The sequence below is a fragment of the Porcincola intestinalis genome, assembly GCF_009696445.1.
In the GTDB taxonomy this organism is placed as follows: Bacteria; Bacillota; Clostridia; order Lachnospirales; family Lachnospiraceae; genus Porcincola; species Porcincola intestinalis.
Genome location: NZ_VULZ01000015.1, coordinates 66,661 through 90,052 on the forward strand (window position 1 = coordinate 66,661; position 23,392 = coordinate 90,052).

The 23,392-nt window shown below is 53.8% G+C and carries 24 protein-coding genes; 8 read left to right on the forward strand and 16 right to left on the reverse strand.

Annotated elements, in window-relative coordinates:
* The first annotated feature begins 36 nt into the window (after positions 1–36).
* The 4 genes from FYJ35_RS12425 (at position 37) to FYJ35_RS12440 (ending at position 2,610) form a co-directional block, all read left to right on the forward strand.
* Positions 37–681, forward strand: a complete 645-nt coding sequence (locus FYJ35_RS12425; RefSeq protein ID WP_154527006.1) for a phosphoribosyltransferase — start codon at positions 37–39, stop codon at positions 679–681.
* Positions 682–752: 71 nt separating this feature from the next.
* The gene (locus FYJ35_RS12430) at positions 753–1,415 is read left to right on the forward strand and encodes a GNAT family N-acetyltransferase (protein WP_154527008.1); all 663 of its coding nucleotides are present in this window, start codon (positions 753–755) and stop codon (positions 1,413–1,415) included.
* A gap of 185 nt (positions 1,416–1,600) precedes the next feature.
* Positions 1,601–2,191, forward strand: coding sequence for a biotin transporter BioY (locus FYJ35_RS12435; RefSeq protein WP_154527010.1), 591 nt, complete (start codon positions 1,601–1,603; stop codon positions 2,189–2,191).
* Positions 2,188–2,610 carry a DUF1284 domain-containing protein gene (locus FYJ35_RS12440; RefSeq protein ID WP_154527012.1) on the forward strand — a complete coding sequence of 141 codons (423 nt, stop codon included), beginning with the start codon at positions 2,188–2,190 and terminating at the stop codon, positions 2,608–2,610. The genes FYJ35_RS12435 and FYJ35_RS12440 overlap by 4 nt, the downstream gene beginning before the upstream one ends.
* Positions 2,611–2,694: 84 nt before the next feature.
* Here FYJ35_RS12440 and metG read toward each other — a convergent pair whose 3' ends face one another.
* The 4 genes from metG to FYJ35_RS12460 all read right to left on the reverse strand — a co-directional run bounded on the left by metG (position 2,695) and on the right by FYJ35_RS12460 (position 8,064).
* Positions 2,695–4,851: a methionine--tRNA ligase gene (gene metG, locus FYJ35_RS12445; protein ID WP_154527014.1), complete on the reverse strand. Its 2,157-nt coding sequence runs from the start codon at positions 4,849–4,851 to the stop codon at positions 2,695–2,697.
* Between the two features lie 78 nt (positions 4,852–4,929).
* Positions 4,930–5,490 (reverse strand): HdeD family acid-resistance protein, encoded by a 561-nt coding sequence (locus FYJ35_RS12450; RefSeq protein ID WP_154527016.1) that lies wholly within the window; start codon positions 5,488–5,490, stop codon positions 4,930–4,932.
* Between the two features lie 94 nt (positions 5,491–5,584).
* Positions 5,585–6,481 carry a DegV family protein gene (locus FYJ35_RS12455; RefSeq protein WP_154527018.1) on the reverse strand — a complete coding sequence of 299 codons (897 nt, stop codon included), beginning with the start codon at positions 6,479–6,481 and terminating at the stop codon, positions 5,585–5,587.
* A gap of 287 nt (positions 6,482–6,768) precedes the next feature.
* The gene (locus FYJ35_RS12460) at positions 6,769–8,064 is read right to left on the reverse strand and encodes a UDP-N-acetylglucosamine 1-carboxyvinyltransferase (RefSeq protein WP_154527020.1); all 1,296 of its coding nucleotides are present in this window, start codon (positions 8,062–8,064) and stop codon (positions 6,769–6,771) included.
* A gap of 712 nt (positions 8,065–8,776) precedes the next feature.
* Between FYJ35_RS12460 and FYJ35_RS12465 the strand changes: the two genes are divergently transcribed.
* Positions 8,777–10,258: an MATE family efflux transporter gene (locus tag FYJ35_RS12465; RefSeq protein ID WP_154527022.1), complete on the forward strand. Its 1,482-nt coding sequence runs from the start codon at positions 8,777–8,779 to the stop codon at positions 10,256–10,258.
* 160 nt (positions 10,259–10,418) lie between these two features.
* Here FYJ35_RS12465 and FYJ35_RS12470 read toward each other — a convergent pair whose 3' ends face one another.
* From FYJ35_RS12470 to FYJ35_RS12480, 3 genes are all read right to left on the reverse strand, one after another.
* Complete coding sequence (locus FYJ35_RS12470; protein ID WP_154527060.1) at positions 10,419–11,036, reverse strand: flavin reductase family protein; 618 nt, start codon at positions 11,034–11,036, stop codon at positions 10,419–10,421.
* A gap of 244 nt (positions 11,037–11,280) precedes the next feature.
* The gene (locus FYJ35_RS12475; protein WP_154527024.1) at positions 11,281–13,011 is read right to left on the reverse strand and encodes a putative manganese-dependent inorganic diphosphatase; all 1,731 of its coding nucleotides are present in this window, start codon (positions 13,009–13,011) and stop codon (positions 11,281–11,283) included.
* 371 nt (positions 13,012–13,382) lie between these two features.
* Positions 13,383–13,916, reverse strand: a complete 534-nt coding sequence (locus tag FYJ35_RS12480; RefSeq protein WP_154527026.1) for a cob(I)yrinic acid a,c-diamide adenosyltransferase — start codon at positions 13,914–13,916, stop codon at positions 13,383–13,385.
* A gap of 167 nt (positions 13,917–14,083) precedes the next feature.
* Here FYJ35_RS12480 and FYJ35_RS12485 point away from each other — a divergent pair, with 167 nt between their 5' ends.
* Positions 14,084–15,526 (forward strand): serine hydrolase, encoded by a 1,443-nt coding sequence (locus FYJ35_RS12485; protein ID WP_154527028.1) that lies wholly within the window; start codon positions 14,084–14,086, stop codon positions 15,524–15,526.
* 108 nt (positions 15,527–15,634) lie between these two features.
* A complete protein-coding gene (locus FYJ35_RS12490) occupies positions 15,635–15,901 on the forward strand; it encodes a hypothetical protein (protein ID WP_154527030.1) in 267 nt (88 codons plus the stop codon).
* A gap of 176 nt (positions 15,902–16,077) precedes the next feature.
* Here the strand turns inward: FYJ35_RS12490 and FYJ35_RS12495 are convergent, their stop codons facing one another.
* Both FYJ35_RS12495 and deoD read right to left on the reverse strand, forming a co-directional pair.
* Positions 16,078–16,782 carry a 5'-methylthioadenosine/adenosylhomocysteine nucleosidase gene (locus FYJ35_RS12495; protein ID WP_328597086.1) on the reverse strand — a complete coding sequence of 235 codons (705 nt, stop codon included), beginning with the start codon at positions 16,780–16,782 and terminating at the stop codon, positions 16,078–16,080.
* A 293-nt stretch (positions 16,783–17,075) separates the two neighbouring features.
* Positions 17,076–17,819, reverse strand: coding sequence for a purine-nucleoside phosphorylase (gene deoD / locus FYJ35_RS12500; protein ID WP_154527032.1), 744 nt, complete (start codon positions 17,817–17,819; stop codon positions 17,076–17,078).
* Between the two features lie 181 nt (positions 17,820–18,000).
* Between deoD and FYJ35_RS12505 the strand changes: the two genes are divergently transcribed.
* Positions 18,001–18,246, forward strand: coding sequence for a TIGR03905 family TSCPD domain-containing protein (locus FYJ35_RS12505; protein ID WP_154527034.1), 246 nt, complete (start codon positions 18,001–18,003; stop codon positions 18,244–18,246).
* A 7-nt stretch (positions 18,247–18,253) separates the two neighbouring features.
* Here FYJ35_RS12505 and FYJ35_RS12510 read toward each other — a convergent pair whose 3' ends face one another.
* The 7 genes from FYJ35_RS12510 to FYJ35_RS12540 form a co-directional block, all read right to left on the reverse strand.
* The gene (locus FYJ35_RS12510) at positions 18,254–19,621 is read right to left on the reverse strand and encodes a DUF4179 domain-containing protein (protein WP_328597088.1); all 1,368 of its coding nucleotides are present in this window, start codon (positions 19,619–19,621) and stop codon (positions 18,254–18,256) included.
* Complete coding sequence (locus FYJ35_RS14775; protein ID WP_328597087.1) at positions 19,506–20,147, reverse strand: RNA polymerase sigma factor; 642 nt, start codon at positions 20,145–20,147, stop codon at positions 19,506–19,508. Before FYJ35_RS14775 ends, FYJ35_RS12510 begins: the two co-directional genes overlap by 116 nt.
* 215 nt (positions 20,148–20,362) lie before the next feature.
* Entirely contained in the window at positions 20,363–20,581 is a 219-nt protein-coding gene (locus FYJ35_RS12520; protein WP_154527040.1) for a hypothetical protein, read from the reverse strand.
* A gap of 53 nt (positions 20,582–20,634) precedes the next feature.
* A complete protein-coding gene (locus tag FYJ35_RS12525; protein ID WP_154527042.1) occupies positions 20,635–20,802 on the reverse strand; it encodes a hypothetical protein in 168 nt (55 codons plus the stop codon).
* On the reverse strand, positions 20,795–22,375 hold the full coding sequence (locus FYJ35_RS12530) for a glucose-6-phosphate isomerase (RefSeq protein ID WP_154527044.1): 1,581 nt from the start codon (positions 22,373–22,375) through the stop codon (positions 20,795–20,797). Before FYJ35_RS12530 ends, FYJ35_RS12525 begins: the two co-directional genes overlap by 8 nt.
* A 252-nt stretch (positions 22,376–22,627) precedes the next feature.
* Positions 22,628–23,188, reverse strand: coding sequence for a YcxB family protein (locus FYJ35_RS12535; RefSeq protein WP_205839833.1), 561 nt, complete (start codon positions 23,186–23,188; stop codon positions 22,628–22,630).
* 43 nt (positions 23,189–23,231) lie between these two features.
* On the reverse strand, positions 23,232–23,392 hold a 161-nt coding region (locus FYJ35_RS12540), incomplete at its 5' end, for a putative PEP-binding protein (RefSeq protein ID WP_154527048.1).

Here is a 23,392-nt window from a genome sequence, read left to right on the forward strand (position 1 = left end):
ATTACACGCAGAACAAAAAGAGAGGGAGGTGCGCACATGAAAAACTACGTCAAGATCCAGTCAGCCAGATATCCGGATGTCATTCTCAGAGCGGTGCCGGGACACTTCATCACGCCGCACGCACACGTGAATTACTACCTTGACTTCACACCGCTGAAGTTCCGCTCCAGCGAAGCGCACGCAGCCGCGAAGGCGCTCAGCAGCGTCCACTATTTCTCAACGCCCGTCGACACGATCATCGCGCTGGAGGGCACGGAGATCATCGCGGGCTACCTGGCGGACGAACTGACACAGGCAGGCGTCCTGTGCAAGAATGCGCACAAGTCCATCTATGTCATCCCGCCGGAATACTCCTCCGAGGGACAGCTGATCTTCCGAGACAGCCTGCTGCCCTGGATCAAGGAGAAGAATGTCCTGCTCCTGTTCTCCGCCATCACCACCGGTTCCAACGCTGCCCAGGCCATCGAGTCCCTGCGCTACTACGGCGCATCGATCACCGGAATATCGGCGCTCTTCTCCCTCGCGACAAGCATCGCAGGGATGACCATCTATTCGATCTTCAGTCAGCAGGATCTTCCGGACTACAAGGCTTTCAGTGCAGACAAATGCGGCCTCTGCGAATCGCGGAAACCTGTCGATGCGATCTGCAACGGATTCGGCTACACCATGCTGAAGGCATAGGCAATAAACTGAACTGACAGAAACATTCAACTGAAACAACAAGCAGAAACTCAATAAGGGAGGTGTATCAATTGACTTACACATATTCGTTCCGCCCTGTCCGGCCGGAGGAGGGAGACCAGATCGCTTTCATCGAGCAGGTCTGCTTCAGCCCCGCGACAGCGCTCAGCCCCGAAACCATGAAAGCGAGGGCAGCGGAATTACCGGATATGTTTCTTGCGGCAATCGCACATCCTGAGGTGCCCTCCGGCATGTCGGCCGGCCCGGGCAGCCTGCCGGCGATGCGCCGGGACAACGGTTCTGTACAGCAGCCGGATGGCCGCCAGAATGCATGCACGGACGGCAAATCCACATCCGCCTCAGGCGTGAAAGCTGCCTCACCGGATGACGCGCATGACCAGATCGCAGGCTACATCACCATGATGATGACAGATGAAGAGCATTTCCGGGATGCCTTCTTTGAGGACCCTTCTCTTCACCAGCCAAATGGCGCCAATGTCATGCTGCTTGGCCTCGAGGTGCTCCCGTCCTTCCGCCATCAGGGGCTTGCTGCCGAGCTTCTGAACCGTACCATCCGTCAGGCAGAGAAGGAAGGACGCCGGAAGCTGGTTCTGACCTGCCGGGATGACAAGATCGCGATGTATGAAAAATTCGGCTTTCAGCTGGGCGGCATCTCAAAGTCCACGCTGGGCGGTGTGACCTGGTACGAGATGGAGCACAGGCTGCAGAAGTAACCGGCAGCCTGAGAAATCCGAAGAATTTTTATAACCGGCAGATCGTTAACCTTTATCTTTTACAGGTTGACATTATGAATCCCTCATCTTACAATACACACTGTGCTGTATAACTCGGCGGCAGCAGGTCTGGCATATCACCAGTGTCCTGCTGCCGATGATCGAATTCAGATGAGGGATTTTCTATGGAAAACACAACTTCAACGCGCATCTGTTACCCGGAAGGCAGCTCGAAATCCGTGCGCCGTTCAGGCGTCCAGGAGCTCTGCAGAATTGCCTTGTTCACAGCCCTGATCGCTGTCTGTTCCCAGTTCTCGATCCCGCTTCCGGGCGGCGTCCCGATGACACTTCAGACGCTCATCATCCCGATTGCCGGCATCGTGCTCGGCGCCAGGGGCGGCACCATCGCGACCATCGTGTACCTGCTTCTCGGTGCTGTCGGACTTCCGGTATTTGCGGGCTTTTCAGGCGGCCTCGACAAGCTGGTCGGCATGACCGGCGGATTTCTCATTTCCTTCCCGCTGATCGCCTGGTTCGGCGGCATGTTCAGCAGAAACAACAAGTACCTGAAAACCATCCTCGGCATCGCGGTCGGCTCTGCACTGAACTACGTCGTCGGTTCCATCATGTTCATGGCGCTGACTGGAATGAATCTGAAGGCAACACTGGCAGCCTGCGTCGTTCCATTCATTCCGACCGCAATCATCAAGATCATTCTGGCGGCATATCTTGGGATTCTGCTGAAGAAGACCCTGACGAAAGCGCATCTGCTGTGAGCGCGCCGATTCCGCTCCGTCCGCACCACCTGCTCTGCACGCAGGGCTACAGCGGACATGGCTACAGCAAAGCTTATGTGGCGCACATGAACGAAGTGACCGGAAGGCTCCGGACCGACCCTGATATTCTGGTGCGAATCGTCTTCGGCAACGATACCCTCTGCAGTGTCTGTCCGCATGCTTCAGAGACCGCAGAAGGGCTGCTTCGGTGCGATACGGAGGCAAAAGTAAGAGCATTTGATGAAAGGACTGCGGCATTTGCCGGCATCCATGAGGGCATATACCGGTACCAGGATCTGATTCAACGAATCAACCGTTCCATGACCCCCGAGAAAATGGATGAGATCTGCGGATCCTGTTCCTGGGCGAAGATGAGCGCATGCAAGGCAAACGTAATAAGCGGGAGATATCTGCTGTGAGCAGATATCTCCCGCTTTTTGTAAAGGCGACCGTTCCTCATCAGGTGCGGAGCACGAGATGACCGCAGGCAGAAGTGCCAGCGGTCAGCGGATCTCCGCTCCGACCTTGACAGCTTTTTCCGGATTTACCAGAGACAGGTTTCCTGCATCGTCCTCCGCACAGAGGATCATGCCCTCGGAGACCATCCCTGCCAGCTTTGCCGGCTTCAGGTTCGTGATAACCAGAACCTTCTTTCCGACCATCTCCTCCGGCTTGTACCACTGCTTGATACCGGACAGGATCTGGCGTGTCTTCGTTCCGATCTTCACCTGTGAGCAGAGGAGCTTGCGGCTCTTCTTCACCTCCTCGCAGGCGACAATCTCGCCCACCTGGATCTGAAGCTTATCGAACTCCTCAATCGAAATCTCTGCCTTCGGCTCGACATCCATCCCGTCTGAGACTGCTCCGGTCTCTGCTGAAGAATCCGCAGTCTTGGATCCCTCGGCATTCTGCTGCACCCCGGCGCCGGCGTCGTTCCTCTTCGCCTTCCCGGCCGCGATTTTACCACCTGCTCCGGATGCCTCAGCCTTCTGCTTTCCGGCTGCTTCCTCCGCCTTCTCCTCTGCTTCCGCCATACCCGGGTGGCGCTTCTCCACCTCAGCCATGACCTCTTTCAGATCTCTTCTCATAAACAGCGTTTCCGGATCCTCCGTCACCTTGCTGCCGGACGGATAGAGTCCGAACGTGTCCATCCTCTCAAGCCCGCGCTTTTCCGCATGAAGCTGGCTGAGAATCTTCCCGCTGGTATCCGGCATGAACGGTTCAAGCAGCTCCGCACCAATCGCGATGGACTCCGTCAGGTTATAGAGCACCTCCGCCAGCCTCGGCTTCGTCTCCTCCGACTTCGCAAGCACCCACGGTGCTGTCTCATCGATATACTTGTTGCATCTCTTGAACAGATTGAAGATCTCCGTGATGGAATCCGCGACGCGCAGTCCGTCCATCTTCGTCTGGACAATCTCCGCCGTGTGAAGAACCGTCTTCTTCAGGTCCTCGTCGATCGACGCTCCGTCCATGGACACGCCCTCACTCATGACGCCGGCGCCATCTCCGCCCGTTGTCACACCGGTATGCGTCACCACGCCGCCGAAATACTTGTTCGTCATCGAGATCGTCCGCTTGACCAGATTCCCGAGGGTATTCGCAAGATCTGAGTTGAGGCGCTCCACCATCAGTTCCCAGGTGATGACACCATCATTCTCGAACGGCATCTCATGCAGTACAAAATAACGCACCGCATCCACCCCGAAGAACTCCACCAGCTCATCGGCATACAGGACATTGCCCTTCGACTTGCTCATCTTTCCGTCGCCCATCAGAAGCCATGGATGTCCGAAGACCTGCTTCGGAAGCGGCTCACCGAGCGCCATCAGAAAGATCGGCCAGTAAATCGTATGGAAACGAATGATGTCCTTTCCGATCAGGTGCAGGTCAGCCGGCCAGAACCGCTTGTATTCCTCCGTCGAACCATCCACATCATAACCAGCGAAGGTGATGTAGTTCGTCAGCGCGTCAAGCCAGACATAGACGACATGCTTCGGGTCAAAATCGACCGGGATCCCCCACGAAAATGAGGTTCTGGACACGCACAGATCCTGGAGTCCCGGCAGCAGGAAGTTGTTCATCATCTCGTTCTTGCGCGAGACCGGCTGAATGAAATCCGGATGCGTGTTGATGTAGTCGATCAGGCGCTGGGCGTACTTGCTCATCCGGAAAAAGTATGCCTCCTCCTTCGCACGCGTCAGCGGCCGTCCGCAGTCCGGACACCTTCCGTCCTTGACCTGCGATTCCGTGAAGAAAGACTCATCCGGCTCGCAGTACCAGCCCTCATAGAAACCCTTGTAGATATCGCCCTGGTCATACAGCTTCCGGAAGATCTTCTGTACCTTCTTCTCATGAACCGGATCCGTCGTACGGATGAAGCGGTCATAGCTGGTATTCATCAGATCCCAGATTCTCTTGATCTCGGCGGAGTTCCGGTCCACCAGTTCCTGCGGGGTGATGCCCTCCTCCTTCGCCTTGTTCTCATTCTTCTGACCATGTTCATCGGTTCCGGTCTGGAACACGACATCATAGCCCTCCTGTCTCTTCCTTCTTGCGATCGAATCCGCCAGCACCGCCTCATATGTGTTGCCAATATGCGGCTTTCCAGACGCATACGCGATTGCTGTTGTAATATAGTACGGTTTCTTCTCTGCCATCTTCTGTCTCCTCGTATCCTTCCGTCAAAGCAGCCGCGCCTTCATCCGATCTCTCGCGCCGTCGCCTCCGGGCTGTCTTTACTGCTCATCCACAATGTCGTCCCCGCGGAATGCCTTGCGCAGTCTCTCGATTGCCACACCTGCCGCGCACATATAGATACCTTCCACAAGCATCATTGCTCCCACAAACCGTGTCAGAACTGCCGCGGACGCAAACGGATTCTTCAGCGCAACGACTCCGACAACAGCGAAGGCGATGCCGGTCAGCAGATTGTACATCCATCTCATGCTGCCGAACCGTTTCATATCAAATGAAGACTGGATCGATATCGCCCCGCCGAAGATCAGCGACAGGCCGAACAGAAACGGCAGGATGCCGATCACGACCCTGGAATAAGCCAGCATGAAAAGACCCGTCACAATACAGATCAGCCCGACGGAAATGTCATACTCCGTCACGGCCACCGTGATCTCCCTTCTCAGATATCGGATCACACGGTATGCGCCGTAGATGATCAGCGCAATCCCGATCACAAACACAATCACCTTGTTGGTGATGGAAGGAAAAATCAGAAGGATCAATCCCAGCACAGCCATAATGATTGAACCAACCGAAAGGCCATTCTCCAGTTTTTTCATCTCTATCACTTCCTCTTTTTGATCCGTAAATGATCCTCTCCGCCGGATGCACCATTCGCCTCCGGCTCAAACCATTTACATCTGTTACTCGGGCTCAGACCATCTTTACCGGATGCTCCGGTACCTCCGGCAGCTTTTTCTCACAGGTCACGGCCAGGCAGCCCGGCCCGACGTGACAGCTGATCGAGAGGGACAGTTGCTGCAGACAGACGCCGACCGGGTACTGCGCGTGGATATCCTTCACCCACTCTGCCACCTCATCGCGCATCAGCCCGGAATAGGCGGCATCGATCCAGAGATCACTCAGACCATGTTCCGGCTTGAAGCGGTTCTCCATATCGTTCTCGATCGCCCCGAGCATCGCGGCCTTCGCGCCTTTCAGCGTCCGACACTTCGCGTAGGAGTCCAGTTTCTCACCCTGAATCTGCAGCACCGGCTTGATCTTCAGCAGAGAGCCAAGCGCTGCCGCTGCCGGCGTCACCCTTCCGCCCTTTCTGAGATATTTCAGTGTCGGTACAAGGATATATATGCTGGAATCCGCAGCTGTCTTCTCCAGATACTCCCGGATCGCCTTCGCACTCCATCCCAGATCCGCCAGCCCCTTTGCATTCAGGACCGAACGCATCATTGTGACGGAGATCCGATGGTTATCGACCACCTCGACTCTTCCGTTGTAGTCCTCCGCAAGCGTCTTTGCAGTCTCGCAACTGGAAGACAGCCCGCTTGACATCGGAATATAGACAACCTCGTCATATTCCTTCAAAAGGCTGTCCCATCTGTCAAGGACATCCCCGACGACCGGCATGGACGTATGGATATCCGAATCTCCCTCCAGATGTGCGTAGAACTGCTCCTGTGTCAATGTGATTCCCTCATAATAGAGGTTGTCATTGATATAGAACGGCATCGGCAGAACATAGACGCCGTACGCTTTTGCCTGTTCCTGCGAGATACCGCTGTTGCTGTCTGTCAGAATCGCAACCTTACTCATCCGATCACCTGCCGTTTTCAGTGCCCGGCCCCTCCGGCCTTCTCTTCCGTAGAATCATGATTCATGGCAGACCAGGAGCCTGAGACCCGGTTCTCTGACCAATTCTTCAGGCATCCGTATCCTGACTCTGCTCACAAGTACATACATCATATCAGATAAAACGGCAACTTTCCACTCCCCCGAAGCGGCAAAAACATCCATACTCAATAAATGAGCGCCCGCAGCCATCCGGCCTGCAGGCGCTCCCAGCAGTTCTTTTTCCTCAGGCTGACTGATCCCTGTCCGGTTCATCCAACCTTGAGCATGAATTTTCTTGCTTCTCTCTCTGTGCAGACGCACTCTATCTTTGCGCCGAGGCTCCGAAGCTTTGCGTCAAAGTCCTCATATCCGCGCTTGATATAGACGATATCATCAATGATCGTGATTCCGTCCGCTGCAAGACCGGCGATCACAAGCGCCGCTCCTGCCCGCAGATCCGGCGCACTCATCCGCGCACCCGTCAGGTGCTTCACCCCTGTGATGATTGCGGCATTTCCCTCGACCTTTGCGCTGCCGCCCATGCGGGCCAGCTCATCCAGATATTTGAACCGGTTCTCAAAGATACTCTCCGTGACGATGCTGGTGCCCTCCGCCATGGAAAGTGCCACACCGATCTGCGGCTGCATATCGGTCGGATATCCCGGGTAGGGGAGAGTCTTGACATTCGCCGCAGAGAGACTTCCCTCCGGCCCAATCACGCGGACCGCTGTGTCGAACTGCTCGACCCGGCAGCCAATCTCAAGAAGCTTTGAAACCGTCGCCTCCAGATGCTTCGGAATGACATTCCGGACCGTCACATCCCCGTGCGTACAGGCTGCCGCAAACATGTAGGTGCCCGCCTCGATCTGATCCGGAATGATAGAATACTCGGTCCCGTGAAGCTTCGGTACTCCGACAATACGAATGACATCCGTCCCGGCACCTTTGATATTCGCACCCATGCTGTTCAGGAAATTCGCCACATCGACAACATGCGGCTCCTTCGCACAGTTTTCAATCACCGTGCGGCCTTCCGCCATCGACGCCGCCATCATGATGTTGATCGTCGCCCCGACGGAAACCGTATCCAGAAAGATGTGCTGTCCGACCAGATTAGATGCCGACGCACAGACAACTCCGCTCTTTATGACAACCTTCGCTCCGAGGGTCTTGAATCCCTTCAGATGCAGGTCGATCGGTCTTGAACCAATGTTGCAGCCGCCCGGAAGCGGCACTTCAGCCTTCTTGTACTTTCCGAGCAGTGCTCCCAGAAAATAGTAGCTTGCCCGGATTTTCTTGATATATTCGTATTCGATGTTGACATCACCGATGTCCGCACCGCAGATTTTAATGGTATGCCTGTCAATTTTCTCGATGTGAACGCCGATCTGGCTCATCGCCTCGATCATGATATTCACATCTGCAACATCCGGAAGATTCTCTATAATTACAGTATCGTCTGTCATGATTGCGGCAGCGAGAATTCCGAGAGCCGCATTCTTGGCTCCGCCGATCTCCACCTCACCTTTCAGAGGCGTGCCGCCCTTGATGATATACTGTTCCATATACGCACCTCAGCTGATTATTAATTACCTACTCCCATTGCATCAGCCGTTCCTCCGGCCCCTTAATTCCGGAAATGAACGTCTGCGGCGTCACCATACCGCCGGTTTTGTGTGCCCTTTGAAACCTGGCACTTTGGCTCGATTATACATAGAATTTTCATGTATGTAAACTAAAATTAATAATTCCGCAATCTTCGACCATATGTTCGATGAAATTTATCCTGTTTCTTCCATCTTGAATGGTTTCTTTTTAGTCAATCTGTTAAAGCTTATTTAATAGGAAGAAACCCATCTGCCCGCTGCCCTGCGGAACGCAAAAAAGCCGTTCGCGAATGAGGCGCACTTTTCGCCCATTCGACCAAAATTTAAACAGTTTATGACATACCCGATGACTACAAGCCTCCGCTGTGCATCCGCACATATCTGTTTCCCGAATCATTCGTGAATATCACCAGTTTCCGTAAATTTTTCTGTACAAAACAGAGACGGAATATTTGTGTAAACAGCCTTATTTTCCTGTATACTCTACTGTACGCGCCTGCCGGACGGCAGCTCCCACCACGCTGACACATGAGGCATTCTCGTACCGCCTGCGCGCCACTTCATGCCTCATGTGGGGCGTGTCAATAAGTCCTGCCACCACTTGCATGCAGGCATGCGTGGCGGAGGGCGTTTGACACTGTAATCATCTGATTCATTCCAGGAGATCTTCATGAACCGCAATCTGAAATCCAGAAAAGACAGCAGCAGAAACATCAGACCTCACTCAGACTACCAGCAGCTTCCGCTTCTGCGGCTGATTCAGATGATCTCCGTCATCGCAATCCCTGTCGCCCTTCAGAATCTGCTGACCACGACCGGCTCCATGGTCGATACCATCATGCTCGCCTCGCTCGGGGAACGCACCGTCGGCGCTGCCGGCCTCTGCGCCCAGTATTCCAGTCTGATGTTCTCGGGATACTGGGGCTTCGTGGGCGGCGGCATGCTGTTCTTCTCCCAGTTCTACGGCTCCGGTGAGCATGAAAACATCCGGAAATCCTACGGGATGACCATCGTTTTCATGATGATCTCCGGGGTCACCTTCGGTGCCCTTGCTGTCTTTGCGCCGATGTCTGTCATGCGGCTGTATACAGGGAGCGAGGCCATCCAGAAAATCGGAGTCCGATACCTTCAGATTGTCGGCTTTGCATACCCGCTGCAGGTTCTCGCCATGGCTCAGAGCGCCCTTCTGCGCTCAATCGGTCAGGTAAAGATCCCCCTGTTCGGTGCCATCGCCTCCGTCATCACCAACTTTGTGATCAACTTCATCCTGATCTTCGGGAAGTTCGGCTTCCCGAAGATGGGGATCCGTGGCGCCGCGGTCGGAACCGTGGCAGCGGCAGCCGTCAACATTCTGGTCATCGTGGTGGCTGCCCGCATCATGCATCTTCCGTACCTGATGGATGTCACCCGCCACTTCCGCTGGAACCGGAAGCTGCTATCCGCATATCTGCGCAAGTCAGCCCCGATTATCGCCAATGAAGTGATGATCGGGATCGGCAACATGCTCATTAACATCGTGCTTGGCCACCAGATCGAGTCCGCCATCGCCGCAACTGCCGTCTTCCGGACGCTGGAAGGCATCATCATCGCCTTCTTCAGCGGCTTCTCGAGCGCCGCAACCGTTCTGGTCGGCACAGAGATCGGCGCCGGCCGCCATGAAGAGGCCTTCTCGAGGGCATACCGGCTCATTTATCTCTGCCAGGGACTGACCGGCATCGCGGCACTTCTTCTGATTATGATTCACAATCCGCTGCTGCACACGATGGGGTTGAGCGGGGACTCCTACCACACATGCACAGCTATGCTTTATATCTACAGCATCGCAGCCGTTATCCGTATGGGAAACTGGTCGATGAACGACACCTATCGCGCTGCGGGCGATCCCAGCTTCGGCTCGATGCTGGAAATCACCTTTATGTTCGCGATGGTTCAGCCGGCTATCCACATCGCCAACAGCCTGGTTCACGCGCCGTTTCTCATCGTCTTCGCCCTGTGCTACTGTGATGAGCCCATCCGCTACATCATCATGCAGCTGCACATGTATTCCCGCAAATGGATCCGCCCTGTCTCCATCGCCGGTCTTGAAACAATCGATGCCTTCCGCGAGAAGTATGGTGTACAGATGAATCGCGGCAGCAGACTCCGCGGCTGACAGAGCGGCTGCACTTTGCCCCCGCATCAGTACACCCGAGCTGTTTTCTGCGCTTGCATGACATGCGGTGCACCCGTTTCCTATGCCTTGCATGCATCATCCGCCAGTCCCCTGCGCCGTGCATGGCATCAGCTCTGCAGGTTTCTGCGTCTGCATGGCATCAACCCTCCCGGCGTCTCACACTGTACCCGAAGGTGCCCAGCTTTTTCCCAAGGCCGAAGTATGTCCCGTGCGAGTAGGCAATCAGCCCCGCACTGTCCAGGTCAAGTCTCCCCTTTGAGTCGATGAACGCTTCGTCTACGTCCACACAGACTACCTCCGCCAGGAACATATCATGAGAGCCGAGTTCGATTTTCTGCTTTACCCTGCACTCCAGGCTGACCGGACTCTCCAGAATGATCGGCGCAGCCTCCAGACAGCTGGCCTTCCCGGCGGTCAGCTTTTCCGGAGCCGCCATCTCAGATGTCCCATCAGGCGCTTTCTTCATGCCGGCTGCTTCATCGCGCTGTGCCTTCGCTTCTGCCGCAAATTTCGCTGTATCCCGCCCGGACTTCACGCCGCACCAGTCGCAGGCTCTTGCAAGCTTCTCCGTCACCAGATTGATCACAAACTCACCGGTTTCTTCGATGATATCATGCGAATATCGCTGCGGCCGAATGGAGATCGAGACCATCGGTGGATTCGAGCAGACCGTACCGGCCCATGCAATCGTAATAATGTCTGGTCGCTCCCCTTTCCGGGCGCAGCTCACCATCACCGCAGGAACGGGATACAACATATTGCCGCCCCTCCAGACCTGCTTCTTACCGATTGCACGCTTGCCCGGCTGCTCCGGCCTTTTCCCGGATACATGCCTGCCCGGCTGCCCCGGCTTTTTGACAGGCTTTTCTTCCGACCTTGCCGAAGTCTGTCCGGACTCCCGGCGTCGTTCCCTGCCAGGCAGCCTCTTCACTCCCTGCCTTCCCGAATACTCAGCTCTGTTATCCTTTTTCTGCTTCATAAACCCTCTCCCCGAAGGTTCCTCATACATCGTTGTCTTTATTCAGCTCCGCCATAATCACCGGGACAACCTGCTTCTTGCGGGATACAATTCCCGGCATCTTCGCAATATGGTCCTCCACCGTTACCCCGAAGGCTGATTCCAAAAGCTCCTGAGCATGCTTCCCGTAGCAAATCATCGTCGTCGATTCATCAATGATGTTCGTCAGCATAAAGAACGCCAGCGACAGCCCGTGCTGCTCATAAGCCTTCTCGATGAACGGCTTGATACGGTCCCGGATGTCAGACAGCTCCTCCTCATCCATCGATGTGATCTGACCAATCCCGATCGTCTCCTCATTCACCTCAAATGTCTTGAAGTCTGTGTAGAAAATCTCCTCCGGCGTGCGGTTCTTCAGGTCCGATCCCGCTCTGAACATCTTCCGCGCGTATTCCTCCGGCTCAATCCCGGCGATCTTCGCCAGATGCTCCGCTGCCATCCTGTCCATCATCGTGCAGGTCGGCGACCGGAAGATCAGTGTATCGGACAGAATCGCGGAGGCAAGGAGTCCTGCGATCGTTTTCGGAATCTCCACATTGTTCTCGCGGTACATCTCATAGACAATCGTCGATGTCGACCCGACCGGCTGGTTCCGGAAGAAGACCGGATTGATGGTCTGGAGTGTTCCGATCTTGTGATGGTCGAGAATCTCTAATATCTCGGCATTCTCCACATTGTCGACCGCCTGGGACACCTCATTGTGGTCAACCAGAATCAGCGCCCTCTTTCGCGCATTCAGCAGGTTCCGTCTGGAAATGGTGCCGATGTACGCTCCCCTTTTGTCAAGAACCGGGAAATCGCGGTACCTCTTCTTCGACATGATCTCCTTGATCTGGTCGGTAAAGTCGCCCAGATGAAACGTAATCAGATTGTCCGACTTCATAAAGAAATCGATTGGCATCGATTGGTTGATCAGCCTGGCTACCGTATACGTGTCTAGCGGAGTGACCAGGATCGTCGTTCCCTTCTCCTTCGCCATGTGCTGGATGGTCTTTGAGACCGGTGCACCGAGGCAGACAACAATGCAGCCTGCCCCTGCCAGAATCGACATCAGCTGTGACTCATACCGGTTTCCCAGGATAACCATGTCATGCGGGTTGATGTAGTTCTCCATAACATCCGGGTTTGCGGCAGCAATGACAACCTTTCCCTCCGTGAAGCTGGCCTCCGGATCTCCGACCACCATCTCCGCGTCCAGCGTCTCCATAATGTTTCGGTACGGCGTCCGCGCGACAGAGACAATCGCAGAATCATTTTCGTCCATGTAAGACTTCGCGATATCGTTGATCGTGATGAGTCCCTGCAAATGGCTCTCCGCATCCGTAATCGGCAGGGTGAAGACGTTCTGCGTGTTCATCAGGTTCCATGCATCCTTGACAGAAATCTTCGCATCGACCCCCGGTGTCCGGCGGATCTCCAGATCCTTCACCCGCGTCCCGATATTCTCAATGAACAACGGTTGCGGAACATGAAAATAGTCCAGCACGAACTGTGTCTCAGCCGATACGGAGCCTGCCCTGCATGCCACATACTGGTATCTTCCATCCGGTTTTTCAAGCTGTTTCTTCAGATACGTATAGGAAATCGCCGCGCAGATCGAATCCGTATCCGGATTCTTGTGCCCGATGACACACACGGTCCTTTTTTTCTGCTTCTGAGGCGCTCTCGTAATCTGCTCAAGCTCTTCTCTGATATCTCCTGACTTCTGCGGCATTGCGTCATCCCCCTGCCCGATCGGCTCTGTGATTCACTGTTTCTTTCCCTACTCTACACCAAAACCCGGCTATTCTGGGATTCCTGTGCCCAGATTGCCTGGAAATCTGCTCAATTTAACATAAATATAATATATATGAAACATTATTGTAATATATATATGGTAACTTATTTATACAAGTAATTGAGATGAAAAGCTTCCAGTTCGACCCTAAATACACATTCCAAGCGAATGATATTTTTTCATAATAGCTCCGGAGGGATGGAAAGCGGAAACGCTGAAATTCCTCCGGGGCACTCCTCTTCAAAAACCGGCGTAAGCCGGTTCTTTTTTCTTCTCTTCTGTTCTTTTCGGCTCTGGCCACCCTCTGCTTAATACTCAATTCCCTTCCGTGCGCAAAGTCCCCGGTCGTATGGATGACGGATCTTCTGCATCTTTGTGACATAATCCGCCCGCCTCAGCAATTCCTCATCCGGATCCTGCCCTGTCATCACAACCTCCAGTTCCTCCGGTTTTTTGTCCAGGCAGTCCAGAAGCAGCTTCTCCTGCAGAAGCCCTTCCCGGACGGTATAGACCACCTCGTCCAGAAACAGAAGATCATAGGAAGTTCCCGCCATCGTGAACACTTCCTGAAGCTTTTTCCCATAGTACGCTCTTCGCTGCGCCTTCTCCTCCTCCGTCATCTGGAAGCTGAATTTTTCCTCCTGAAAGCCATCGAGGAGCGTAATGCCCGGAATTGTCTTCAGAATCTGCCGCTCACTTGAGGCGTTATCCTTCATAAACTGGTAGATGAGCACGCGCCGCCCGGCCCCTGCCGCCCGCAGGCACAGGCCCATTCCGCAGGTTGTCTTTCCCTTTCCACCCCCACAGTAAATGTGAACCGCACCGAACCTCTCTTCTTTCATTCTCCTGCCTCCTGTCTTCTATGGTTTCATTTCGTCTTCATTATACCGTATGAATCCATATCCCATGAAGCCCCTCCGCTGCATGCCTGAGTATGTGCTGAATTGCATCCGGTTTTCTCCCGTGCTATGATGATGCAGATATTTTACGCCGTAAAGAGAGGTCTTGAATGAAACGGAAGTCGTACATAAGTCTCAGCCTGCTGCTGGCACTTGCAGCCGCGCAGACGCCGGCTGCAGCAACCAGAGCTGATCATCTGAACACAGTCGCGTCAGGCATCCTGAGGTACTCTGCCTCAGGCCATGATACATCCGATCAAACCAGCGTATCGGCTCAGACTGATGCATCCGATCACACCAGCGCACAGGCTCAAACTGATGCACACAATCATACCAGCGCACAGGCTCAAACTGATGCACACAATCATACCAGCGCACAGACTCAGTCTGGCGCATCTGCCCGGCCTGCATCCGCTTCTGTTTCGTCCGCATCAGACATAGAAAAGCTGGTGAATCCCCTTGCAGGTGGTCTGAAGGACTCTGATGGATATGCCGGTACAGAAGTCCCGACCTTGTCAGGCCTCAGCCAGCCGAAAGAAACAGAGGCAGGGCCTGAGAAAAACGGGAAGTCCGCTTCCGGTAAAGACACCGCCGAGACGGATGATACGCCTGCCGCAGAAGCCTCCACAGAGACTGAAGCGCCTTCCATGCCGGTTCCCCAGGACAATGGCGTAATCGGCGAGGATGCTGAGACTGAATCCGATGTCTCCCAAACGGTAAATGGCTTCTTCCAGTCTCCCGACATCAACGGCTATAATGCCGCCCGCGTCTCGCTCTACGATTATCGTATGCTGCGGGACTATCCGCTGCCTTCTCTTCCCCGGGATCTGCACACCCTTTATGATCAGATCAAAGCTGCAGTCGCCGGTTATTCCGGTACCTGGTCGGTCTATGTAGAGGATCTTTCAACCAGGCAGGCACTGATCGTCGGTGATCAGCCGATGAAGTCCGCTTCTGTCATGAAGCTCTTCGTCATGGCAACGGTCTATGAGCAGATCGACAGCGGTAAAATAGATCGCACCGAAGAGGTTGTCTCGCTTCTTCACGATATGATTTCAAATTCCTCCAACGAAGCCGCCAACCGGCTTCTCCTGCTCCTCGGAAATGGCGATTACGCAAAAGGGATTCGTGCGGTAAACAGGTACATTTCCTCGCACGGCTACAGCAAGGATACCCGTGAGTACAATGGGTTTGAGGACGATGCGGCTGTCGTAGACGGCAGCCATTTCAATCAGATCAATGCCAAGGACATCGGACTTCTCCTTGAACATGTTTACAGCCGGTCGTTCATATCCCGGAATGTATGCAATGAAATCGAAGACATGATGCTGAACCAGGCAACCCGCTACAAAATTCCGCGTGGGCTGCCGGACGATGTCGAGGTCGCCAACAAAACCGGTGAGATGGATACCGTCGAGAATGATGCCGCCCTTGTCTTCGGCGGACGCACAGATTTTATTCTTGTCGTTCTCTCGGAGGACTGGGACAGCAAGAACACTGCCCAGGAGGAGATTCAGGATCTGGCGGGCATGGTCTACAATTACCTGAACTGAGCAGCCGCTCGGCACACAACCCGGATAAATTCCCGGCAAAGCAGACCGTACCACGTCCTGCGAAAGCCGAACACAGAATCAGGATCAGTTCCAGAAAGGAGCATCTTTATGAGAATCTGGGCGAAGGAATGGCAGAACAGCCATCTGCTTCGGGATCTGACCATAGAGGATACAAGTGACGAAACACGCACGCACAAGGTCTTCCACGCCATCGATGAGATCTGCGAGAAGTTCGACCTCCAGCACCCGATCTGGCTCGACTCCACGATCCGCGATTTCCAGCGGCATGCAAGATGCCGGTTTGGCAAGGATGCCTTTACCGAGGAAGTCCCCTTCGACTACCTGGAGATCCAGGTGCTGGAGGAGGATCACTAAGGCGATGCACTGAACAGTTCTCTATCATGTCAGCAGACTGATTTCAACGCCTCCACAAAAAGCGCCGCCGCAAACTCCGCAGTGGCGCTTTCGCCGTTCCATGTTCTCTTCATGTCCATCTGCAAGGCACATTTCTCCAGCTGCATGTGCTTTTCCTGCAGAAATCGTTCCTTCGCTTACTGTGCGAGATCACTCATCAGCGCTTCTACAAGCCTGACACTGTGCTCCGCGGCCTTCTTCTCGAAGGTCGCGTAATCGACATAGGCGGAGTTATCCGCTTTGTCCGAGATCGCCCGGACGATGATGAACGGAACACCATTCAGGTACGCCGTCTGTGCGATACCGGCTCCCTCCATCTCGGTGCACCAGCCGTGGAAGGCTTTGATGATCTGATCCTTCTGCTCCTGGCTTGAGACAAACTGGTCGCCGCTGCAGATTCTGCCGCGCCACACCGTGATATCCGGGTTCACGCGATTGCAGGCTGCTTTCGCCTTCTCCGCGAACGCCTCGTCTGCCGGAAATGAAAAAACCTTCATCTGCGGAATCTGCCCAAGTGCGTACCCGAACTCCACGGCATTGACATCATGGTGAACGACGTCAGTCGAGATGACGATGTCGCCGATGTTAATCTCAGCATTCAGAGATCCTCCCACGCCTGTGTTTATGATTCCGTCCACACCAAAATCATCGATCAGAATCTGAGTGCAGACAGCCGCGTTGACCTTGCAGATCCCGGAACGGACAACCACAACCGGCATCCCGTTCAGAACGCCCTCGTGAAACTCCATCCCGGCCTTCTTCACAACCCGGCCGACTTCCATGTCCTTCTTCAGTGTCTCGACCTCGACTTCCATCGCGCCGATGATGCCAATCTTCTTCACTTGCTCTCTCCCTTGCCTGCTTTTTATTGCCTGCTTTTTATTGCCTGCTTTTTATTTCCTGCTCTTCTTGCCAGCGTGCAGCTTCGTTTTCCTGCCCGCCCCTCCTTGTTTCCTGCGTGCTTCCGTTCTGTTCTCTCTGCAGCTTTGCCAGCGCAGATTGCCCGCTCACCCTTGCTATTTCCTGCGTGCCTCCGCTCTGTTCACTCTGCCTGCTGTGCTCTGTTTTCCGCACGCTTCTGCTCTGTTCTCTCTGTCCGCCGCGCTCTCTGTTTCCTGCGGGCCGACCTGCTTGCTTACTCGGATACCTCTGTGCGGACAGCTGTCTTCAGCGCGATCTCCATCATCTCATGGAAGGAATCGCGGATCTCCTCCGGGCTGAGATGCTCGCCGGAGAAAACATGATCGGATATGGACAGGACGCTCAGTGCCTTCTTATGATCTGCCATCGCGGTCAGATAAAGCCCCGCCGTCTCCATTTCAACCGCCATCAGTCCGACTGCCTTCGCTTTCTCGTTGACCTTCATGGCTGCGTTCGGATAGTAGAAGAAATCACTCGTGTAGACCGAGCCGACGGATGTGCGGACGCCCATCTCCTCCGCCATATCCCAGGCTGTCTTCAGCATGCCCCAGTCAGCGGTCGGTGCCACATACCCCGGCAGATCGATGGCATCGGAGTAAGCCGAGTTTGTCGTCGCACTCATCGCCAGCAGCACGTCGCGGCACTTCACAGAGTCGGCAATTCCGCCTGCGGATCCAATCCGTATGATCGCCTCAACCCCATAGAAGGAGAAAAGCTCATGCGCATACAGCGTCAGGGACGGAATGCCCATGCCGGAGCCCATGACAGAAACCTCTTTTCCCTCAAACAAGCCGGTGTATCCCAGCATTCCACGGACATCATTGAACAGTACCGGATTCTCCAGATAATGCTCAGCGACATACTTCGCGCGGAGCGGATCACCCGGCATCAGCACAACCTTTGCTACATGCGTGCCATCCTTTACATCGATACACGCAGAAGGAGAAATCTTTCCCATACGATACCTGCCTTTCCATGCAACAGTCCATCAAGATTCGCTATGGCCTTCATTATAACGGCGGGAAGAGGCAAATACAAGGCAGCGCGATTCCTCCCGATTGACATTTCCCGGCATAATCGTACAATAAAATAGCTGCCGGCAAAAGCCGACAGCAACTATGATCCGGAGGAATCACAACATGGACTATAAGACACGCGGAACCTGTTCCACCATGATTCACTTTGACCTGGACGAGAACAAGTGCGTTCACAACCTTTCTTTCGAGGGCGGCTGCAACGGCAACCTGGGCGGCATCAGCAAGCTTGTCGAAGGTATGCCTGCGCAGAAAGTCATTGATACCCTCGAGGGGACAAGATGCGGTTTCAAGAAGACATCCTGCCCGGACCAGCTGGCGAAGGCATTGAAAGCAGCGCTTGAATCCTGATCAAGGCTCAGCTATCGAATGCCAGCTGCTCATGGTACAGCGCTTTTTCTTCCAGCATCTGCCTGAATGGCTCCGCTTCAGCCTTTTCGCCTCCCTCCACTGAACGAGGTTTCAGGTTGTCCATATAATCGTTATAATCACAGATATACAGGTCAACCGTTGACACATCTCTTCCAATCGTACTGACAACATTGGTATCTCCAATTCCCTTGAATGGCTGGAGCTGCCTGCCATTGTGATCCAGATAGACGATTTCATAAAGCTTCTGGTCCCGATTGTCACCACCGACCTCGACTTGATTCAGGCTGTCATTGCTGATCGTAAGGGGCGTTTTCCGGACGGTAAATGCTGCAATGTCAATATCCTTCGGTGGTGCCACTGTAATTGTATGCTCCGCTTTCGGATCAGACTTCATTGGAATCGTAAAATTCCAGTCTCCTTTCAGAACCCAGTCCTGGCAGGCATTAGGTTCTCCCCCTGCCAGCTCCGGATAACGCTCATAGTAGGCATTCATCATCTCACTGAAGAGCTTATGCTCCTGTTTTTTCTGTCCTTCTGTAAAATTCTGATAATTGTCCTCATCAAGTCCCAGTGCCTTCATTCCATCATTGTATTTCTGTTTCAGCTCCACGGGTATTTCAGGCACAGACTGCTTTTCCTCTGGCAGCGTCCCAAAGATCTGGCTGAATTGAAGCTGTGCATTAAATTGATCCGGGAATTCAGACGAAAATTCTCCGCTGCTGGCAGCATAGACGCCAGCATAGGTATGCTCGTCGATCAGACTCCCCTGCGGGCTCCTATTTACCGATTCTCCCTCGGCAGAATCCACCTTGAGTGCAGCATCCAGCAGAATCTCAGGCTGTCCAAACTGGTCAGTCATTGTATCCGGCAGCTTTTCCTCCGAATGAATGACATATGAAATCAGCGCAATCTGAGCATTCGAATAGGTTTCGGATATGGTAACGGTTGTACCATTGAATGTCTGGCTCAGACCGCCAGCATCCATCCCTTCTGTTCCGGAGGAATCCGCAGCTGTTGTATTTTCCGGTTTTTGAACAACCTCTGCGTAAGGTGCTACAGCCTCATAGCCGGAACGCTCAAAGATATGTCCGATAAGAGGAAGTTTCTCGGCAAATGCCGGATTTGCCGCACAGACTCCTGCCAGAATGGACACGGAGACTGTCGCTGCTGCTGCCGAGCTTCCAGCAATCCGCTTCCATATCCGGCGATATGCAGGAATCTTTCCTTCCACCTCCGTATTACCTGTCCGGATACGTGCAAAGGCGTCCATGCAGGCTCCCTGTACTGGATCCGGAACCTTCATCTTTGACTGAAGAACACCTCTGATCTTCTGATCGATTTGGGTCTCCTGCATTCCATTCCTGTCCTTTTTCATCCGAAAGCTTCCTCCTTATCTGAGCCCTTGCCCGGCGAAGACGGGCTTTTACAGTATTTTCACTGATTTTCAAAATCTCTGAGATTTCACGCGTACTGAATTCATCTGCATAGAAGAGAACCAGAACACTTCGATATCTGGGGCTGACCATCATGAGCATTTCCTCAAATTCAGAATGCTCAGAAGGATGGACATCATAAACCGGTGTCTCCGGGAACTCCTGGCCCACCTTCATCCTGTTGCCAGACCGCATGCTCTGGTAGCAGTTGTTAATCAGGATCCGGATCATCCATGCCCGAAAATAGTCTGCCTGCCTTAATGTCCCGATATGGGTGTAACACTGCAGGATGGTATCCTGCACAGCATCACAGATATCTGCTTCATTTTCCAGAATAGAGCGAGCGGTCTTATACAGCAGTCCTGTATTCTCCTGAATCAAATCGATGAATGCATCTGCATCTCCTTCTATCGCACGCCGTGTCAAATCTGTCTGATCTGTTTGCACGTTGTCCTCCTGTTTCAATGATTCCTGTCACCGGCCGGTGCTTTGCTCCTTCCCCCGGAACCCGGGTTCCTTACAGGGTCCTTACGCTTATAAGACGGTTTGAGGCCGTAAGAAGTTGCAGGTTTTGAAAAAAATTCTTCCGCCTTCACAAAAAAGGCATGCGAAACATGATCTTTCATCTTCGCACGCCTTTCTGTCCGCCTCTCCCTGCGGCCTCATCTTCTGTATTCTTCTGTAATTTCTTCGAATGTCCTTGTTCCCTCGATGTAATCCCGATAAACCAGCAGCGGATCCTGGTTATGGTAGACCGCACAGATCCCGCACATGTCACAGTCACTGATACAGCGAAAGTGTTCTTCGATATACTTCCGGCGCTCCGCAGGCGCAGACTCCCCGACCGAAGGCGCCCGCTGGCCACATGTCCCGAATATCATATGCTTACCTCTTTACATGATCCTGTCAACTGTTAATAAACAGGATACTTTCTTTACCAATCTGCAAAGCTGATCGCGTAGAACACCGTGTAAATGAATGAAGCGGAGCCATCAGACCCCGCTTCATTTATATCAGTATTCTGAAAATCAACCCGAATCTGGCTTGCCGTCATGCCGAATATGCCATAAGAAAGCAAGCCCGCAGCTTCCGGATCAGACATTCAGCAGCTTGCTGTATTCCGCCAGTGCGCCATCTGTCTCGTGAGCAAGAACCTTCTTCGCAAGAACCTTGCCAAGCTGAACGCCTTCCTGGTCGAAGCTGTTGATGTTCCAAGTGAAGCCCTGGAACATAACCTTATTCTCGAAATGAGACAGAAGAGCACCGAGGCTCTTCGGTGTCAGCTGGTCGCCGGTGATGATGCTGGACGGACGATTTCCGCTGAACCGCTTATTCGGGTTCTCATTGTCACGTCCGCATGCAAATGCGACAATCTGTGCCGCGACATTCGCGCAGAGCTTCTCCTGGCTTGTGCTGCCCTCGATCACATCGTCCATACCAGTCTGGTTGCTGCGGAAGCCGACGAACTGCATCGGGATGATGTTCTTCCCCTGGTGGAGCAGCTGGTAGAAGGAATGCTGTCCGTTCGTGCCGGGCTCTCCGAAGATGATCGGACCTGTCGGATAGTCGGCCGGCTCCCCGAAGCGGTTGACAGACTTTCCGCCGGACTCCATGTCCAGCTGCTGCAGATGCGCCGGGAAACGGGAAAGTGCCTGAGAATACGGAAGGACTGCGGTGGTCTGGTATCCAAGCACATTCCGCTCATACACCCCGATCAGGGCATCCAGCATCTCCGGGTTCTCCAGCAGGTTCCTGTTGAGAGCCAGCTTGTCTTCCTCATGCATCCCATCCAGAATCTCGGCAAAGACCTCCGGTCCGAATGCCAGGGAAAGGACTGCGCCGCCGACAGCGGAGGACGAGGAATAACGTCCGCCGATGTAGTCATCCATGAAGAAGGCTGCGAGATATCCCTCATTCTTTGCAAGCGGCGATGTCTCGGACGTAACCGCCAGCATATGCTTCGCCGGATTCAGCCCCTCGCGGGTCAGCGCGTTCTTGACGAAGGTCTCGTTTGTCAGCGTCTCAAGCGTCGTTCCAGACTTGGACACCACGATAAACAGCGCATGCGCCAGATCGGTTGCATTCAGAACGGCTGCAGCATCATCCGGGTCCACATTGCTGATGAAGCGGGCTCTCATCTTCAGTGTCTGATGAGCCCTTGCCCAGTTTTCCAGCGCGATGTAAAGCGCTCTTGGTCCCAGATCCGATCCGCCGATTCCGATCTGGACAACCTCTGTAAACTTTTCGCCCTTCTCATTGCTGATCTCGCCGGAATAAACCTTCTTTGCGAAGGCTGCAATGTGATCCTGCTGCTCCTTGTAGAACGCACGCTTGTTCACGCCATCTGCAATGACATCGCCCTTCAGCTGTCCTCTGGTCAGCTGGTGAAGCACATGCCGCTTTTCTCCGGTATTGATGATATCGCCGTTCAGAAGCGACTCATACTTGTCGACAAGCTGCTGCTCCTCAGCCAGCGCCGCCAGCTTCTCCAGAATGTTGTCATCCACATTCTTCGCTGCAAAGTTATAGTCCAGCCCTGCCGACATCGGAACGTGGTATTTTCTCACACGCTCACCGCCGCTCTCTCCGACCATGGCCTTTGTCAGATCCACTTTTTCTGCTTTTTTCAGCTCCTCAAATGCCCTGGTGGTATCCAGATTGTTCCAGTTCAGCATAATCTCCTCCTTACCCGCCTGACGGCAGGGTCCCTTGCCGGATATCCGGCAGCTTCTATCTCTGTGCACGCTCCGCGTCATCTTCCTGTATCCATCAGCATGGCCGCCCGCAAAACCCGCCGGCTTCCGGCATGCGTCCGTTCTTTTCTTCCCGAGCGATGCGTTCCCAGTATAGCACAACAGCAGCCTTCTGTGGGAACCACTCCGCGGCGGCTGTGAAAGAAGGCTGCTTGTTGTTCATGTATTGTCCGGCTACTTGCGGAACAGACTGATCAGATCATGAATATTGAATGTCAGAACCGATCCAGGCTTTTTGAATTTCCTGCCTGTCCATTCTTCCACTAACACCTTGAAGTTTTCTGATCCGATGTTCTTTAATGACTGTCTTGAAACATAGATCGCACCAGTCCTTCCATAAAACAAGTAATACCCTTTGTCATCTTCCTTGAGAGAATGAATCTGATCATATTGTATTTCTTCCCTGGACTGACCAATGCTGGCAATGATCTTCTGGTCTTCAAACTGATATCGAGCCAGTTTTCTCTTTCCCCCAAGCTCTTCGGCCTCATCTCTTGCCTTTCTTCGGACAGAATAATTCGAAAGCGGAAGCAGGATGCATCCGGATGCAATCAGAATGATTCCTCTTGCCGTTTCATAGCCCGCCTGCAATCCAAGGACTACCAGCAACACACATACGGCAGAGTAAACCAGATTATGCACCGTGCGCGCATTGCCCTGAACCTTTGCGATTCTCCCGAGCAGAGCTGCATCATAAGCCGTTCCGATGTCAATCTTCTGATGATTCATACCCATATCAAGACTCTCCTGCATCCAGCTTTCTCATTCGAACGATATTTCACGCTTCCTTTGCCCGGATGGAAGCCTGCGCTGCCGACAGCCGCGCGATCGGCACGCGGAACGGTGAGCAGGATACATAGTCCAGCCCGATCCGGTCGCAGAACTCGATGGAGGACGGGTCCCCGCCATGCTCCCCGCAGATTCCACAGTGCAGATTCG

Excerpts from the sequence above, each read along its gene's own strand:
- FYJ35_RS12425 (WP_154527006.1), top strand. The coding sequence starts at position 37 with ATGAAAAACTACGTCAAGATCCAGTCAGCCAGATATCCGGATGTCATT.
- FYJ35_RS12435 (WP_154527010.1), top strand. The coding sequence starts at position 1,601 with ATGGAAAACACAACTTCAACGCGCATCTGTTACCCGGAAGGCAGCTCG.
- metG (WP_154527014.1), bottom strand. The coding sequence starts at position 4,851 with ATGGCAGAGAAGAAACCGTACTATATTACAACAGCAATCGCGTATGCG.
- FYJ35_RS12450 (WP_154527016.1), bottom strand. The coding sequence starts at position 5,490 with ATGAAAAAACTGGAGAATGGCCTTTCGGTTGGTTCAATCATTATGGCT.
- FYJ35_RS12455 (WP_154527018.1), bottom strand. The coding sequence starts at position 6,481 with ATGAGTAAGGTTGCGATTCTGACAGACAGCAACAGCGGTATCTCGCAG.
- FYJ35_RS12460 (WP_154527020.1), bottom strand. The coding sequence starts at position 8,064 with ATGGAACAGTATATCATCAAGGGCGGCACGCCTCTGAAAGGTGAGGTG.
- FYJ35_RS12465 (WP_154527022.1), top strand. The coding sequence starts at position 8,777 with ATGAACCGCAATCTGAAATCCAGAAAAGACAGCAGCAGAAACATCAGA.
- FYJ35_RS12470 (WP_154527060.1), bottom strand. The coding sequence starts at position 11,036 with ATGTTGTATCCCGTTCCTGCGGTGATGGTGAGCTGCGCCCGGAAAGGG.
- FYJ35_RS12475 (WP_154527024.1), bottom strand. The coding sequence starts at position 13,011 with ATGCCGCAGAAGTCAGGAGATATCAGAGAAGAGCTTGAGCAGATTACG.
- FYJ35_RS12480 (WP_154527026.1), bottom strand. The coding sequence starts at position 13,916 with ATGAAAGAAGAGAGGTTCGGTGCGGTTCACATTTACTGTGGGGGTGGA.
- FYJ35_RS12485 (WP_154527028.1), top strand. The coding sequence starts at position 14,084 with ATGAAACGGAAGTCGTACATAAGTCTCAGCCTGCTGCTGGCACTTGCA.
- FYJ35_RS12490 (WP_154527030.1), top strand. The coding sequence starts at position 15,635 with ATGAGAATCTGGGCGAAGGAATGGCAGAACAGCCATCTGCTTCGGGAT.
- deoD (WP_154527032.1), bottom strand. The coding sequence starts at position 17,819 with ATGGGAAAGATTTCTCCTTCTGCGTGTATCGATGTAAAGGATGGCACG.
- FYJ35_RS12505 (WP_154527034.1), top strand. The coding sequence starts at position 18,001 with ATGGACTATAAGACACGCGGAACCTGTTCCACCATGATTCACTTTGAC.
- FYJ35_RS12510 (WP_328597088.1), bottom strand. The coding sequence starts at position 19,621 with ATGCAGGAGACCCAAATCGATCAGAAGATCAGAGGTGTTCTTCAGTCA.
- FYJ35_RS12520 (WP_154527040.1), bottom strand. The coding sequence starts at position 20,581 with ATGATATTCGGGACATGTGGCCAGCGGGCGCCTTCGGTCGGGGAGTCT.
- FYJ35_RS12525 (WP_154527042.1), bottom strand. The coding sequence starts at position 20,802 with ATGTCTGATCCGGAAGCTGCGGGCTTGCTTTCTTATGGCATATTCGGC.
- FYJ35_RS12530 (WP_154527044.1), bottom strand. The coding sequence starts at position 22,375 with ATGCTGAACTGGAACAATCTGGATACCACCAGGGCATTTGAGGAGCTG.
- FYJ35_RS12535 (WP_205839833.1), bottom strand. The coding sequence starts at position 23,188 with ATGGGTATGAATCATCAGAAGATTGACATCGGAACGGCTTATGATGCA.